The 14,806-nt window shown below is 36.3% G+C and carries 12 protein-coding genes and 1 pseudogene; 7 read left to right on the top strand and 6 right to left on the bottom strand.

All coding sequences use genetic code 11. The annotated features are described in order from the left end of the window. Positions 1-35 precede the first annotated feature (35 nt). Entirely contained in the window at positions 36-1,532 is a 1,497-nt protein-coding gene (gene putP, locus CTN01_RS05625) for a sodium/proline symporter PutP (protein ID WP_005366607.1), read from the top strand. Between the two features lie 107 nt (positions 1,533-1,639). Here the strand turns inward: putP and CTN01_RS05620 are convergent, their stop codons facing one another. Genes CTN01_RS05620 through ectA form a run of 3 tightly spaced genes read right to left on the bottom strand, consistent with a single transcriptional unit; the run spans position 1,640 to position 3,871 of the window. Next, positions 1,640-2,026: an ectoine synthase gene (locus tag CTN01_RS05620; protein ID WP_045083152.1), complete on the bottom strand. Its 387-nt coding sequence runs from the start codon at positions 2,024-2,026 to the stop codon at positions 1,640-1,642. Between the two features lie 14 nt (positions 2,027-2,040). Beyond that, positions 2,041-3,306, bottom strand: a complete 1,266-nt coding sequence (gene ectB, locus CTN01_RS05615) for a diaminobutyrate--2-oxoglutarate transaminase (protein ID WP_045148535.1) — start codon at positions 3,304-3,306, stop codon at positions 2,041-2,043. Positions 3,307-3,319: 13 nt separating this feature from the next. Further along, positions 3,320-3,871, bottom strand: coding sequence for a diaminobutyrate acetyltransferase (gene ectA / locus CTN01_RS05610; RefSeq protein ID WP_045148533.1), 552 nt, complete (start codon positions 3,869-3,871; stop codon positions 3,320-3,322). Between the two features lie 547 nt (positions 3,872-4,418). On the opposite strand from ectA, the gene CTN01_RS05605 reads away from it, so the two are divergent. Then, positions 4,419-4,784, top strand: a complete 366-nt coding sequence (locus CTN01_RS05605; protein ID WP_045148531.1) for a SpoIIAA family protein — start codon at positions 4,419-4,421, stop codon at positions 4,782-4,784. A 57-nt stretch (positions 4,785-4,841) separates the two neighbouring features. On the opposite strand, the gene CTN01_RS05600 is transcribed toward CTN01_RS05605, so the two are convergent. After that, entirely contained in the window at positions 4,842-5,828 is a 987-nt protein-coding gene (locus tag CTN01_RS05600; RefSeq protein ID WP_045148529.1) for a LacI family DNA-binding transcriptional regulator, read from the bottom strand. 221 nt (positions 5,829-6,049) lie between these two features. Here CTN01_RS05600 and CTN01_RS05595 point away from each other — a divergent pair, with 221 nt between their 5' ends. The 3 genes from CTN01_RS05595 to CTN01_RS05585 all read left to right on the top strand — a co-directional run bounded on the left by CTN01_RS05595 (position 6,050) and on the right by CTN01_RS05585 (position 10,014). Then, positions 6,050-7,486, top strand: a complete 1,437-nt coding sequence (locus CTN01_RS05595) for a sucrose-specific PTS transporter subunit IIBC (RefSeq protein WP_045148527.1) — start codon at positions 6,050-6,052, stop codon at positions 7,484-7,486. Between the two features lie 128 nt (positions 7,487-7,614). After that, positions 7,615-8,538: an aminoimidazole riboside kinase gene (locus CTN01_RS05590; RefSeq protein WP_045148525.1), complete on the top strand. Its 924-nt coding sequence runs from the start codon at positions 7,615-7,617 to the stop codon at positions 8,536-8,538. Between the two features lie 30 nt (positions 8,539-8,568). Continuing rightward, positions 8,569-10,014 carry a sucrose-6-phosphate hydrolase gene (locus CTN01_RS05585; RefSeq protein ID WP_045148523.1) on the top strand — a complete coding sequence of 482 codons (1,446 nt, stop codon included), beginning with the start codon at positions 8,569-8,571 and terminating at the stop codon, positions 10,012-10,014. A 398-nt stretch (positions 10,015-10,412) separates the two neighbouring features. Here the strand turns inward: CTN01_RS05585 and CTN01_RS05580 are convergent, their stop codons facing one another. Together CTN01_RS05580 and CTN01_RS05575 are read right to left on the bottom strand one after the other, a co-directional pair. Next, positions 10,413-12,038, bottom strand: a complete 1,626-nt coding sequence (locus CTN01_RS05580; protein ID WP_045148521.1) for an ElyC/SanA/YdcF family protein — start codon at positions 12,036-12,038, stop codon at positions 10,413-10,415. A 158-nt stretch (positions 12,039-12,196) separates the two neighbouring features. Then, positions 12,197-12,364, bottom strand: a pseudogene (locus tag CTN01_RS05575) (IS630 family transposase); the annotation flags it as partial. Between the two features lie 140 nt (positions 12,365-12,504). Here CTN01_RS05575 and CTN01_RS23230 point away from each other — a divergent pair. Further along, the gene (locus tag CTN01_RS23230; RefSeq protein ID WP_162184263.1) at positions 12,505-12,630 is read left to right on the top strand and encodes a GH32 C-terminal domain-containing protein; all 126 of its coding nucleotides are present in this window, start codon (positions 12,505-12,507) and stop codon (positions 12,628-12,630) included. 334 nt (positions 12,631-12,964) lie between these two features. Then, positions 12,965-14,803: a metallophosphoesterase family protein gene (locus tag CTN01_RS05570; protein ID WP_045148519.1), complete on the top strand. Its 1,839-nt coding sequence runs from the start codon at positions 12,965-12,967 to the stop codon at positions 14,801-14,803. Positions 14,804-14,806: the final 3 nt, after the last annotated feature.

Genomic DNA, 14,806 nt, shown 5'->3' with positions numbered 1-14,806 from the left:
CATGAACAAAGGCCATTTAAAAGGAAGTACAACTTATGATTGAAAATAACTTCGCGATTACAGCGACCTTTGTAGCGTATCTACTAGGGATGCTAGCGATTGGTTATATCGCCTATAAACGCACATCGAGTTCCAGTGATTATTTTCTCGGTGGGCGTTCATTAGGTCCTTGGCCTTCTGCGATATCTGCAGGAGCATCGGATATGAGTGGCTGGTTATTATTAGGATTACCGGGATACGCATATCTAGCAGGTTTTGAGTCATTATGGCTAGCTGGTGGCTTATTATTGGGGACGTGGTTGAACTGGCTGATCTGTGCTAAACGCCTCCGCACATATAGCATAACAGCAGACAACTCACTGACTTTACCTGAGTTTTTATCACGTCGATTTGATGATAATTCAAAGCTTATCCAAACGATTTCCGCCTTCTTTATTTTGCTCTTTTTCCTTTTCTATACCAGTGCTGGTTTAGTGGCAGGCGGCAAACTGTTTGAAACCGTCTTTGGTTTAGATTACACGCTCGCGCTATTTATCGGTACTTTGTGTGTTGTAACGTATACCTTATTTGGAGGATTCCTTGCGGTATCTTGGACTGATTTAGTGCAAGGTCTATTGATGTCAGCTGCACTGCTTATTGTGCCGATCGCAGCGATGAATGCCGATCCGGTTCAGCTAATGGAAACGCTTCATAACAAGAACCCTGAATTGCTGACGTTCTGGCATGATATTAAAGGTCAGCCATTATCATTTATGGTTATCTTATCATTACTAGGCTGGGGACTCGGTTACTTTGGCCAGCCTCATATTCTTGCGCGTTTTAAAGCGACACGCTCAAATAAAGACATTAGTACAGCACGTCGTATTGCCGTGGTGTGGACGGCTCTGTCGATGATTGGTGCGTTACTAGTTGGCTTAACGGGGATTGTTTATGTTGATGGTAACCTTGGTGGTGAATTAGCAGATAGTGAAAAAGTATTCATGTTGCTAGTGAATGCGATTTTCCATCCCGTGATGGCCGGTATTTTATTAGCGGCAATTTTGGCGGCGATCATGAGTACTGCGGATTCTCAGTTGTTAGTCTCTTCATCGGCACTGGCTGAAGATTTCTATAAACAAGTATTTCGTCCACAAGCTTCAAGCAACGAAATTGTTATGGTTGGGCGCATTGCAGTTATTGCATTATCAATCATTGCCTTCGTTTTAGCATTAAACCCTGATAGCTCTGTATTAGGTCTTGTGTCTTATGCTTGGGCGGGGTTTGGTGCGGCATTTGGCCCTGTGTTGCTATTAAGTCTGTACTGGAGTGGTATGAACCGTTATGGCGCGATTGCAGGTATCGTGATAGGTGCTGTAACCGTTGTTGTATGGAAGCAACTAACAGGTGGGATGTTTGACTTATATGAGATTATTCCTGGCTTTATCTTTGCCACTGCTGCGGTTGTGGTTGTGAGTAAAGCAACCGGTCGTCCGTCAGAAGCGGTACAAAAGCAATACCAGCAATATCAAAAAAATCTGGTTGAATTCGATTAATATTATCTAATATTGCGCAATAAAAAATCCCTGTATCAGCTTAGCGGTACAGGGATTTTTTTATTATAGATGACAATGTTCGTTGCACTGGCTATAGACGTTATGTATTAGTCAACGAGTGGATAAACACCATTTTCATCATGTGTTTCCTTGCCTGTGATTGGTGGGTTAAACACACAAGCCATCACCATTTCTTTGTCTTCATAAGCTCGTAAATAATGCTCATCGTGTTTATCTAGAATGTATAGCGTGCCAGGTTTAATTGGGTAAGTTTCACCACCAACAACTTCAATTTCACCTTCGCCACTCATGCAGTAAACTGACTCTAAGTGATTTTGATAATGAATATGGGTTTCAGTGTTCTCAAAGATTGTCGTGATGTGAAACGAAAACCCCATCTTGTCATCTTTAAGTAGCATACGAACACTTTCCCAAGTTTCAGAAGCTACACGGCGTTCACTGTCTCGGCATTCATCTAATGTTCTAACAATCATTTTTTGTCCTTAAATTACGATGCTTTTTTAAAGTTTTTAGCAACAACGTGCTCAACCGCATTTTCAAAAATCGCTAAGCCTTGCTCAAGCTCTGTCGTTGTAATGGTGAGTGGGCTAAAGAACTTCACGACTTCATCGTTAGGACCTGCGGTTTCAATCACTAATCCATTTTCAAAACAGGTTTTGGTGATTTGGCTAGACAGAGCGCCATCGTTACACTCAATACCAATCATCATGCCTCGACCTTTTCTTTGCACAAACATATCAGGATGGTCGTGTAGGCACTTATCAATCACGTTAGCAATAATGTTTGAGCATGCTGCAACGTGTTTTTCTAGTTGGTCATCAGCCCAATAGGTTTCAAGTGCTTTCGTTGCAGTAATGAATGCGTGATTGTTGCCACGGAATGTCCCGTTATGCTCACCTGGATTCCAAATATCGAGCTCTGGTTTGAATAGCACGATTGCCATTGGTAACCCGTAACCACCAATTGATTTAGAGAGGGTAACCATATCTGGTTTAATACCTGATGGCTCAAAGCTAAAGAAGGTACCAGTACGACCACAGCCAGCTTGAATATCATCAACAATTAATAAAATATCATTTTGTTTACAGACTTTTTCTAATCGTTGTAACCACTGGTTAGACGCAACGTTTAAGCCGCCTTCGCCCTGTACGGTTTCAATTAAGACTGCGGCTGGCTTGTCCATACCTGCTGAATTATCCGCTAGCATCGTTTCAAATAATTTAAGGCCATCAATATCCGCATAACCTTCAAACGGAATACGAGTGACATTGTTTAAACTTGTCCCCGCACCTTGACGGTGATGTTGATTGCCTGTTGCAGCTAGTGCTCCGGCTGTACAACCATGAAAACCATTGGTGAAAGCCACAATAGAGCTACGTTTTTTCACTTTACGTGCAAGTTTGAGTGCCGCTTCTACAGCGTTAGTACCGGTTGGACCCGTAAATTGAGTAACGTAATTGAGTTGACGAGGAGCAAGAATATTGCGCTCTAATACTTCAAGGAAATCAGCCTTTGCTGTAGAGTGCATATCTAAACCATGAGTGATCCCATCTTGTTCGATATAGTCGAGCAAAGCCTGTTTAAAAATAGGGTTATTATGGCCGTAGTTCAGTGATCCAGCACCGGCTAGAAAATCTAAGTAACGATCTCCTTGTTCGGTTTCAAGCCAACTCCCTTTTGCTTTAGTGAAAACGACGGGAAAACTGTTTGAGTAAGAACGAACTTTAGATTCCTGCTTCTTAAAAATATCCATAATATGGCCGTTATTATCCTTTCTGTTTAATTTGAGTTAAAGGGATGCGATACAACAATTCCGTTTCGTGTTTACCTTTAAAATGTATATTCTTGTCTAAAAATGTACTGACTTCGCCATTGTGACCATTACGTGCATCGAGTTTATTAAATAACGCCCACGAGGCATTATTTTCTTCCGTAATGGTTGTTTCTATAGCATTAATATTATTTAGAGAGTCACGACTTAACAGGTTATCTAACATGGTAAAAGCGAGCCCTTTTCCTCTAAATTGAGGAGCAACGGCAACTTGCCATATAAATAAAGTATTTGGTCGATCAGGTTTTTGGTAACCAGAGATAAAGCCTGCTATTTCACCATCATATTTTGCAATAACACACGTATTACTAAAGTGAGTTGTTTGAAGAAAATTACAATAAGATGAATTGGTATCTAGAGGGTGACAGTTTGCGATCAACGTAAAAACATCATCGCCATCATGAGCCATTGGTTTTGAAAAAGTCCACTTTTGTATTTGGTCTTCACCTGTATCGGAAGTGACAACCGAAGGTGTTGATATGTCCATATTAAGAGTCTATTCCTTTGAGCTCTAAATAATTTGATGGGTATTATTACCCATGAAGGTGATAATTATTTGATTAAAAGTTGAATAATCGTGATTTATTTGAGCAGTGTCTCGTTTATTTATGTACATGGATGAAAGTTAAGTGGTTAGAGCTCTAAATTGTTTTGGTGATTGAAGTATTTATTAAAAGCCTTATCACCCTCTGAAACAAAATTATGCGTGTCGTTTTATATTTTGCAGATGTAGCTAAGCTCGGCGTTGGTGTGAAAAGTTATGTACTTATTTACTGACGGGAAAGTAAAAAATAAATAGTAATTACAGTTACGGTATGGGTATTTATATGTCGTCATTAGTGCATTTATATATTGATATATACCTTCAGGTGTTTATTGGTGCTTTATTATTCTATTTAACGCTTATAGTTCTATTGAATATACGATCTTTCTGAAATTTTATTTCCCTTAATTACGTTCTTTAATTACTGTCGTTTTCTTTTAAAAAGCGCATAGTATTTTCATTATTTCTTGATGGATTAAGGAAACTTATAATGTTAATCATGATTAACTTAGATATTGAGAATGCGGTGGCTTTTTCAATTGATGGCAAAGTGACTGAAGATGATATGAAACGTATTTTGTTGGATGCTCAGGCTAAGACAGAATTACACGGTAAAGTTGTTATATTTGAGCAGATCGACAATTTTGATGGGATTGAATTTTCAGCATTGCTAGAAGAAGTGCGCTATTTGTTTCATTCAGGAATATCACATGTAGCAAAAGTGGCTGTTGTTGCAGATAAAAAATGGATAGAAAAAGTCGTAAAAGTGGAAGACAAGCTGTTTCGTAAAATAGACATTAAGTTCTTCCTGCGAGAAGAAAAAGATCAAGCAATTACGTTTTTAAAACAGCAATAGCTTGATTTTAATAAATTATATATGTGCACCATAAGTTTCATTTATCGTGCACTTTTTCTAACAAGATTGGCGCTTTATGCTCTGGAAAGTTAATACTATTTTGCTCATGTCAATTGCGTTATTTAGAATGCAATCTAACAGTAGGTTTGCAGCCCGTTCTCCTGCTTTATCAAAAGAGTAGTGAAAAGTGGATAACGAAGGGCTACAAACTGAAGCTAGCTCGTCATCTCCAACCCCAAGAATTGCAATATCTTTTCCAGGTTTAAGCCCTTTATCTTGTATTGCTTGAATCGCTCCAATAGCAATTCTATCAGTTGCACAAAAAAGCCCATCTAAATGCGGGTATTCATTTAGATATTTCTGTGTCAGTTGATATCCAGAATCTATAGTGAAATCACCTCTACCATGAAATAATAAAGATTGTTTTTGTCTTTTTAAGCTTTTAATAAATCCGGACGAGCGTAATTGATCAACGGCAATATCATCACCTTGTACTCCAAGAAAACCAATGTTTTGGCAACCACGAGCTATTAATCTATTAGCTGCTTCAATACCCACACGCTCATCATCATGAACAACACTTAAAATATTAAACATAGAACCATCTTGACCTACCAGCACAACTGGTACGGATGATTTTTGTATACTTTCAACGATGGCTTTGTCGATATTTGTTGCATATAGGATGATTCCCTCAACGCGCTTCTGATTAAAAAGGTGGATGTAGTCCAGTTCTTTTTGATGAACTTGGTGTGTATTTGCCAGTAATACTTGCTTACCAGCCTTTTCAAATACAGTGGTTAAGCCATCAACACCTTGTGCCGTTGCATGGGACGAAACGCGAGGAACGATAACACCAATAAGATTGGTTTTTTGCGATTTTAGATCTTTTGCGACTTGATTGGGTAAATATCCACATTCGGCTATAGCTTGTTGTACCTTTTTTTTCGTGGATTCTTTTACTCCATATTCATTATTTATCACTCTCGACACTGTTGATTTTGATACACCAGCTAAAAGTGCAACATCATGAAGGCTAGTCATAATAGAGTCCTAGTTTTTGGGAAGGTTCTCAAGATTGAGTTACTAAATGCAGTTATTTTAAATATTTTAACGCTGAAACAATCATGTTGAAAAGAAAATAAAAGATCATACTCACATAAATGAAGCTAACTTTTGATTGTGTATAAATTATCAGCAAAAATTATTTCTGCAAACGTTCCCAGAGTTGGTTGTAAGCTAAATAATAATTATTGGTATAAGAAATGAATTATCCGGAAGTAGCACGATCATTGATAAAGTTGTTAGGTGGTCGAGATAATATAACAGCAATTGCACATTGTGCGACAAGGTTGAGACTGGTTGTTGCAGATGAAAATAAAATTGATGAAAAAGCAATAGATAATCTTGAAGGTGTAAAAGGTCAGTTTAAAGTTGCATGTCAATATCAGATTATTTTTGGTTCTGGTGTTGTAAATCAAGTATACGCTGAGTTAGCTAAACTGACTGGACAGTCTGAAATGTCAACAAGTGATGTTGCTGCAGTTGGTGCAGATAAACAAAATGTTGTGCAAAGAGCTGTAAAAGGTTTATCCGATATTTTTGTACCTATAATTCCAGCAATAGTTGCTGGTGGCCTATTGATGGGTATATATAACCTTCTAACAGCACAAGGTTTGTTTATTGATGGCAAGTCACTTATTGAGGCCAATCCACAATTATCTGATTTAGCAAACATGATTAATACGTTTGCTAATGCACCATTTGTATTTCTACCAATTTTATTAGCGTTCTCAGCGACCAAAAAATTTGGCGGTAACCCTTATTTAGGTGCTGCGTTAGGAATGTTAATGGTTCATCCTGACTTATTGAATGGCTGGGGATTTGGTAGTGCATCCGTAACAGGTGATGTACCTGTATGGCAAATCTATGGAATAGATATACAGAAAGTTGGTTATCAAGGTTCAGTTCTTCCAGTTTTAGTATCTGCTTTTATATTATCAAAAACTGAGCAAGGACTTCGTAAGATTATTCCTTCGGTTCTTGATAATTTACTAACCCCGATGTTAGCTATTTTCATAACTGGTTTTCTTACTTTCACTGTGGTGGGGCCATTTACACGCGATCTTGGTTTTATGCTTGGTGATGGCTTAAATTGGCTTTATAACTCTGCTGGATTTCTGGGCGGGGCTGTTTTCGGCTTATTATATGCGCCGTTTGTAATTACAGGTATGCACCACAGCTTTATTGCTATTGAAACTCAGTTACTTGCTGATATTGCAAGAACAGGGGGCACTTTTATCTTTCCTATTGCTGCGATGTCTAATATCTCTCAAGGTGCAGCAGCGCTTGCTGTTGGTGTGATGAGCCGAGATAAGAAAATGAAAGGTATTGCAATTCCATCTGGTATTACAGGATTGTTAGGAATTACTGAGCCAGCAATGTTTGGTGTTAATTTAAAACTTCGTTATCCATTTATTGCTGCAATTTGTGCTGCAGCTGTTTCTAGTGCGTTCATCACATTTTTTAATGTAAAAGCTCAAGCGTTAGGTGCTGCAGGTATTCCAGGAATTATCTCTATTAGCCCAGAGAAAATTATTTACTATATAGCTGGAATGGGTATCGCCTTTGTTACTGCTTTTGTATTGACGTTATTGCTTGGAATGCGTGTAAGAGAAAGTAATAAAGTACATGCTTCATAAGTAATTGGGTGAAGCTTTTTGTTTCACCTAATTCCCGCTTCCCAATGACATAGCCTAAATTTATCTGTTGGCCGAATATCATTAAATGGCTTGCTAGATGCTATTTCAATAATTAAGGAATATTAAAGATGAACCAAGTATGGGTGACGGGTGATGCCGTTGTTGATTTAATTCCATCGCACGACAACGCTTTATTAAAGTGTCCTGGAGGTGCTCCTGCAAATGTTGCTGTTGCTATAGCTAAACTTTCTGGGAAAAGTGCTTTTTTTGGGAGAGTTGGTAAAGATCCTTTTGGTGACTTCATGAACTCCACTTTACTGATAAATGGTGTTAATACAGAGTTTCTGATAAAGGATCCTTCTCAACGAACATCAACTGTAATTGTCGATTTAGATGAACATGGTGAACGAGACTTTACATTTATGGTAAAGCCTAGTGCTGATCAATTTATGACTTTGTCGGACTTACCCTCTTTTAATCAAGGTGAATGGCTTCACGTTTGTTCTATTTCTTTAGCAAATGAGCCAAGTCGAAGTAGTACGATTGAAGCAATCAGACGAATAAAATCGTTAGGTGGGTATGTCAGCTTTGATCCTAACTTACGAGAAGAGGTTTGGCAAAATCAGTCAGAAATTGAGTCAGTTGTCATGAAAGTAGCTTCTATGGCTGATGTTTTAAAATTTTCGGAAGAGGAACTTTTAAAACTTACAAACAGTAAATCTTTGGAAGAAGGCCTACAGAAAGTCGCTACTAAAGAAAACACTCTAATACTCGTTACTCAGGGAGCGAAAGGGGTGTGGTGTACCTATGATAATCAACAAACACTTTTTAGAGGTAGAGTATTAACACCCGTTGATACGACTGGCGCTGGTGATGCCTTCGTTGGTGGGCTTCTTGCATTTTTATCTCGCCATTCTCAATGGAAGCAAAGTGACATCATATTTGAAGCCATAAAATGGGCAAGTGGATGTGGCGCACTGGCAACAACTCAGAAAGGAGCCATGACCGCTCTTCCCTCAATGGATGAACTGCTGACGTTTATTAATGAGTGATTCCTAAATTATTTAAGACCATATATATTTATGAAATTAAATCGTAATTGGACAGTTGAACAAAGGTACCGTCCTTTAGAAGAAATACCTAAACTTGCTATTTCGGCTATGGTTGAAAAGCGTCGTCAAGATCAAGGGTATCCGACGTATCACATTGCTCCCTCTTTTGGTTTGTTAAATGATCCTAATGGCTTATGTTATTTTAATGGTGAACACCATATTTTCTATCAATGGACACCCATAGGCCCTGTTCATGGACTCAAGTATTGGTATCACCTTACAACCAAAGATTTTGTGAATTTTGTAGATCACGGTGTAGCAATAAAACCAAATGAAGATTTCGATTCTCATGGAGTCTACTCTGGCGGTGCAATTGTGATTGATAATGAGGTTGCTCTTTTCTATACCGGTAACAAAAGGGATAAGGACTGGAAAAGAATACCGACACAATGTATGGCTAAGATGTCTGCAGACGGAAATATCGAAAAGGCTGGAGTACTTATTGAGAACTGTTGTTATACCGAGCACTTCAGAGATCCTAAAGTGTGGCATCATAACAACAGTTATTTTATGGTCGTCGGTGCTCAGAATCGTCAAAAAGAAGGGGGGATGATCCTATATCAAAGCGATGATCTCTTATCATGGCATCACAAAGGTCCGATTAAAACTAATTATAAAAAGTTAGGGTATATGTGGGAGTGCCCCGACTTTTTTGATATTAGTGGTCAATCTGTAATGCTATTTTCCCCACAAGGGGTAGTATCTCAAAATGATTATGATTTTAAAAACATACATTCAGTTGCTTATATAGTTGGGGACAACTTGAACCTGGAAACGATGGAGCTTGAAAATCATGATGAGATAAAACAGCCCGATTATGGTTTCGACTTTTATGCCCCTCAAACTTATGAAGATCATTTAGGGAGAAGAATTTTAATCGCTTGGGTTGGACTCCCTGATATTGATACGCCTTCAGTTGAACATGAGTGGGCTGGAATGTTGTCGTTACCTCGTGAATTAAAAGTTGTTGACGGTTACCTAATTCAATCCCCATTAACTGAGCTTACCGCTCTTCGTGGCGATCCAATTCTGGTAAAGGATGAACACAAAGTTCCGACGGGTAGCTTTTTACTTAGTGTCGATGTCGAGTGCAGTGAATTTTCGTTAAAATTTGGAAATGAGAGTGGCGACTTTATCACTTTTAGTGCAAATCAATATGATTTCACACTTGATCGAACTTATATGACGCAGCTTTACGCGAAGAATTTTGGCTTATACCGAAAAGCCCCAAGAATATGTTTAAAACAAAAAATTGAAATTTATTTAGACCAATCTGTAATAGAAATCTTTATTAATAATGGAAGGCATACTATGACAAGTCGTTTTTTCATAAATGATTTAAGCTTCTTTTCTATTAATGGAGATATAAAAGTAGAATATTTTCCAATGAAAGCTACTTCTAAATTTGTGCTTTAGTTATTTTAATATTAAATGTGAGATGTTTTTTGCTATTAACCTTTCATCTCACATAACTTATCTATTAAAGATAACTTTTTATTATTTATGCTCTTTATTTATATGTAATAAATATATCACTATAAATTTTTATAAATAACGTACAGTAAAATTTGAAATTATTAATAGGGCAGTAATAAAATGTCGTAATTTTATCCGCTTAATTGATCTTTTTTATCAATTTATACTCTTCTTGGATACTGTTCTTCTTATAAGCACTATGCAAATGAATATACCGTGTAAAGAGTTATAGATGGATGGTTCAGACTTTGTGAACCATCCTATGACTATGGGATAGTGATGTAAATTGAGTGCAATTATTCCTAAATAAGTTTTAGCTATTGTTAAGCGTATTACTATTAAGGATGAAGATTGCGAGTAACTACTGTTTCGAAGTCTTTAACTCCAACAATATCGGGTAAGCCATTACCATCAATATCACCAATTAATCTAAAGTTATTGGTTGTAGTAAACTCTGCTTGTTTTACAAAATTATTCCATTGCTCTGTTGCGATAGGTATACGGTTGTGAAGAGTATAGACTGATGTAACAGAACCTAAGTATTCGAAACGTTGACCTGTTGATAAAGCTACATAAATATCTTTGCTACCAATATTAAGTAGGTCGGCTTTACCATTTCCTGTCATATCTACTGCTTTTCTAACATAGTTTGCATTTGACCAGCCGAGAAAATCCGCAACATCACCTTCGCCGTCATCACCCCGAAGCCATTTTGTTCGTAAACTAAAGCCTCCTTCTGGATATTGTAAAGATACATAAATGCCGTAATGTCCATAACTTATAATATCTTGACGCTTGTCACCATTAACATCAGCAAATTGTCGAATTGTCGTTTCACCTTTGTCTTTCTCAAATGTTTCTGAATGATCTGGATCTGTTGTACTCATATGCCCAAAGGAATCTGAAACTTTTACAGGTTTAGCAAAATGATCGCCTTTGTTAAATTGAACATAAGTTCCATGTGTACTAAATATACCAATATCCGTCAGGCCATCACCATCAATGTCTGCCATCTGGATAATATCTTTTGTTAAATCAAAGGAATTATTTAAACCCCAAGATTTTTCATCTTTAAATTGACTTCCTGTAGAAAGGGCTACATTTATACTTTCATTAGTAATTGAAATAGCATCAGCAAGATTATCTTTATTTATATCAGCAGCAAAGTGTCGAACCGTTTGTTGATCACCACTATCATAACTGCCCCAAGTTTGAGGAGAGTAGAACTGTTTTCCTGATGATAATCCAACGACTAACTCTCCAGATTTAAAGCCAATTAGATCACTTTTTCCGTCACCATTAACATCACCTAAAGCAAGAGTACTTTCCTGAGGAGACCAGCCATCTTCTATAGTAAACATTGTCGACCAAATTTCATCTTTACCAAATTCACTGGAGCTATAGCTGTTTTGTGGAGTAAAAAAGCTATCTCCAAACTGTGCATTGAAAGATTTCATCGCTGATCTATCGGTTGTGTCATTACCACGAAAGATATGATAGTGGCTTGATACCAGTTGATAAGAATTGATATTCACACCCTTATCTTCAAGTTCATCAATTATAATTTTTGTTTCAATTGCATTCTCATCTGTTGTTGTTGAGTTTTGTTCAAGAATAATTTGGTTCTCATTAACATGATGTTTTTCTATTAAAATTTTCTTAAGAGCTTGCGCTTCTGTATCTTTTCCATGGGCAACACAAGTTTGTATTGTTGTAGGGTTTCCCTTTCCTGCTAATAGATATACTGGATTCTCTAATGTTTGAGCTACTTCATATGCACGATCTGCTCGATATACAAGGAGCTGTCTAGGGGTACAGCTTGTTTTATTTAGCCCAAGACCAAGCGTAATAACCAAATCAATTGGTTTGTCCATAGGGTCATCTTCTACAGGATGTTCTGAATGGCAGGCAGTTATAGAAAGGGATAGCGCTAAAGAAAGCAATGTAATATTCTTTTTGAACATATTTATTCCATGAGTGTAGTAAATAACTCATTATTAAGGATAAATATGTCATTAAGGTTACTTTATCGAGTATATGAGTGATAATTATTCCCTTTAGTGTTATTTTTAATGCTTAATTGAGATAATTTGTTTGACTGTTTACTGCGCTTTATGCCGAATCAACTTGAAGGTGCTGTTTTTAGAACCTTCAAGTTATAATTAATTCGAGATACCAATGAGTCTGCGCTCTTTGGAAGAGTCACATTAAAAAATTGATCTATTTCTGCCTTGAAGTCTCGTTTGGTTTTGAAATAAGAATTGTTTCTCGACTTCTCATTCATGATCCGTTTATCGGATTGAGAGGATCTTATTTTGGTTAAGAGGGAGCATAAGGATACGACTGGTAGCTTTTTATTTCTTATAAATTTCGAGTTCAGCGAGTTTACATTTGATCGAACGCATATAACGCAAATATACGCAAAGAATTTTGGTTTATTCCGAAAATTCCCTAAGAATATTACTAAAAAATAAAATTGAAATTTATCTAGATCAATTTGTGATAGAAGTCTTTATTAATAATGGAAAACATAATGTGACAAGTCGTTTTTCATAAATTATTTAAGCTTTTTTTCTATCAATAGAAATATAAAATTATAGCACTTCCAATGAAATCTGATTATAAATTTGTATTTTATCTATTTTAATATTAAGTATGAGATGGTTTTGCTACTAATTTTCCATCTAACATGATTTATTTTTTAAATATAAGTTTTCGAAAATACCTATATTAATTTTTATTAAATGATATAGGTGTTTGTTCTTTGTTCTTTGTTCTTTGTTCTTTGTTCTTTGTTCTTTGTTATTTGTTATTTTTATATAATAAATATGTCACTATAAATTGTTATAAACCACTAACACAAAAAATATAATTTATTTATAGGATAGTAATGAAACGCCGTGATTTTCTTCGATTAAGTGCTCTTGGTTTATCAATTTACACTCTTCCTGGATGCCGTTCTTCTCATAAAGATAATAATAACAATGATTATCAATCACCATTTGAAATCCCTGGGTATGATGGTAAAAGTCATCGATTTGCTGTAATTGGCGATAATCATAATGATTGTAATATATTAAAAGGAATGCTTGAAGAAGCTGAAAAACAAGGAATCAAAGATATCCTTTTACTTGGAGATCAAGTGGATAGTTACAGAAGCTCTAAAGGTAATACCGCTGGGTATTTAGCCGACGGTTACATGCGGATGATAAAAGAGAATGGATTTGATAAAAAACTTAATTTTTATCCTATTCGCGGAAATCATGATACTTACACCGATAATCATGATAAAAGTTATTATCAAGTGAAACATTTTTATAATAATCATGTTGGCACATTAGTTGATGAAAGTGTGATTACTCGTCCTGAATACCTTCAAACTGATTTTAATCCTTTGGATTGCTGTAGCACATACAGCTTCATGCTTGGAAATACATTATTTGTAGCACTTGATTTCTTCTTTACATATAGATGGACAGGTGAAAGTGACATTCATTTAACTACTTTGCATGATGAAGTCACTGATATTTATCAAGGTGATGAATGGTTATTAAACAAAGAGTTTATTGAAAATACAATAGAGAAAAACAAAGGTAAATTTAATAATATTATTGTATTTGGGCATTACCCCTTTGCTGGACATAATCACAAAGGAGATTTACGTGATCAGGATCAACTAGGGAGAATTGAAGAAGAGCATCCTGGATTTACCGAAAGTTTACTATCATTATTTGCTAATAATAATATTACTTACTTATGTGGACATGATCATCATGTTGCTAAAAGTTTAATTTATCCATCTGGAGATGTGTCTTACTTAGACAATATTAATAGCTCCTCTAGTGATGCTTTTGAACAACCTAACTTTATTCAGATGATATGTGGTTCTTCGTCTTATAAGCATTATGAAAATGAATATACATTTTTAGATGGGTATGAAGTTCCTCTATACCTACAGCATACTCGTGGTGTAAGAGATAATACTCAAATTGAAGAGCAAGCGCCGGAAACAACTAATCATATGATGTTGGTAGAAGTGCGTGGTTCATTAATGAATATGACCATGATAGGAAATAATCATAATTGGCAAACTTCTGATGGAAAATATAGCGATGATGATGGCTTTAAGAAAAGTTTAGATAACCCTGATGCTGAGCAATTTTATTTAGAACCCCAAAATTGGCATATTTCATCTGTTACTAATTTATTTGCAAATAATCAATCGGTTGTTGTGCCGCCTAATGGTAGCTATGAAACAAATATACCGAGTGCTAATTTCTCTGGGAGTAAATCGACAGTTGCTTCTATAACCTCTGGTCAAAACATAACTTTTAATGGATTACGACCAACAGAGGGAGCTAACGAGGAGTGCCTAGATGTTGATTTTGCAGAACAAGTAAGCTTTGTATGGCTGAAAAGTAGGCAAGAAAAAGTACTGTCAGATGTTCTTTTTATTGATGGTATGCAAGAGCAAACAGGGGTCGATTTTGATGAGTTTGGTAATGTCGTTAATGATATGCCTTGGTATATCGAGCCAAAACCAAAAACTGATAGTTTTACTCTAACATTTAAAACTAAATTACCATCAAGCATTTCTGATGGGGTTACTATAGCTTGTTATGATGAGGAATCAGAGCAATGGGAGTCATTAAATACCAGCTACCAAGATGGATGTTTTATTTCTGAAAATGTTTCCCAGAATGGATTTTTTGCCATAGTAGAACGTTAATAC

The organism is Photobacterium angustum (assembly GCF_003026365.1).
Classification (GTDB): domain Bacteria; phylum Pseudomonadota; class Gammaproteobacteria; order Enterobacterales; family Vibrionaceae; genus Photobacterium; species Photobacterium angustum.
Note: the sequence above shows the minus strand (reverse complement) of the source record. Positions and strands in the feature narration are given on the sequence as shown.

What these genes read in the sequence shown, in the direction of transcription:
- putP (WP_005366607.1), top strand. Translation starts at nt 36, where the DNA reads ATGATTGAAAATAACTTCGCGATTACAGCGACCTTTGTAGCGTATCTA.
- CTN01_RS05620 (WP_045083152.1), bottom strand. Translation starts at nt 2,026, where the DNA reads ATGATTGTTAGAACATTAGATGAATGCCGAGACAGTGAACGCCGTGTA.
- ectB (WP_045148535.1), bottom strand. Translation starts at nt 3,306, where the DNA reads ATGGATATTTTTAAGAAGCAGGAATCTAAAGTTCGTTCTTACTCAAAC.
- ectA (WP_045148533.1), bottom strand. Translation starts at nt 3,871, where the DNA reads ATGGACATATCAACACCTTCGGTTGTCACTTCCGATACAGGTGAAGAC.
- CTN01_RS05605 (WP_045148531.1), top strand. Translation starts at nt 4,419, where the DNA reads ATGTTAATCATGATTAACTTAGATATTGAGAATGCGGTGGCTTTTTCA.
- CTN01_RS05600 (WP_045148529.1), bottom strand. Translation starts at nt 5,828, where the DNA reads ATGACTAGCCTTCATGATGTTGCACTTTTAGCTGGTGTATCAAAATCA.
- CTN01_RS05595 (WP_045148527.1), top strand. Translation starts at nt 6,050, where the DNA reads ATGAATTATCCGGAAGTAGCACGATCATTGATAAAGTTGTTAGGTGGT.
- CTN01_RS05590 (WP_045148525.1), top strand. Translation starts at nt 7,615, where the DNA reads ATGAACCAAGTATGGGTGACGGGTGATGCCGTTGTTGATTTAATTCCA.
- CTN01_RS05585 (WP_045148523.1), top strand. Translation starts at nt 8,569, where the DNA reads ATGAAATTAAATCGTAATTGGACAGTTGAACAAAGGTACCGTCCTTTA.
- CTN01_RS05580 (WP_045148521.1), bottom strand. Translation starts at nt 12,038, where the DNA reads ATGTTCAAAAAGAATATTACATTGCTTTCTTTAGCGCTATCCCTTTCT.
- CTN01_RS05570 (WP_045148519.1), top strand. Translation starts at nt 12,965, where the DNA reads ATGAAACGCCGTGATTTTCTTCGATTAAGTGCTCTTGGTTTATCAATT.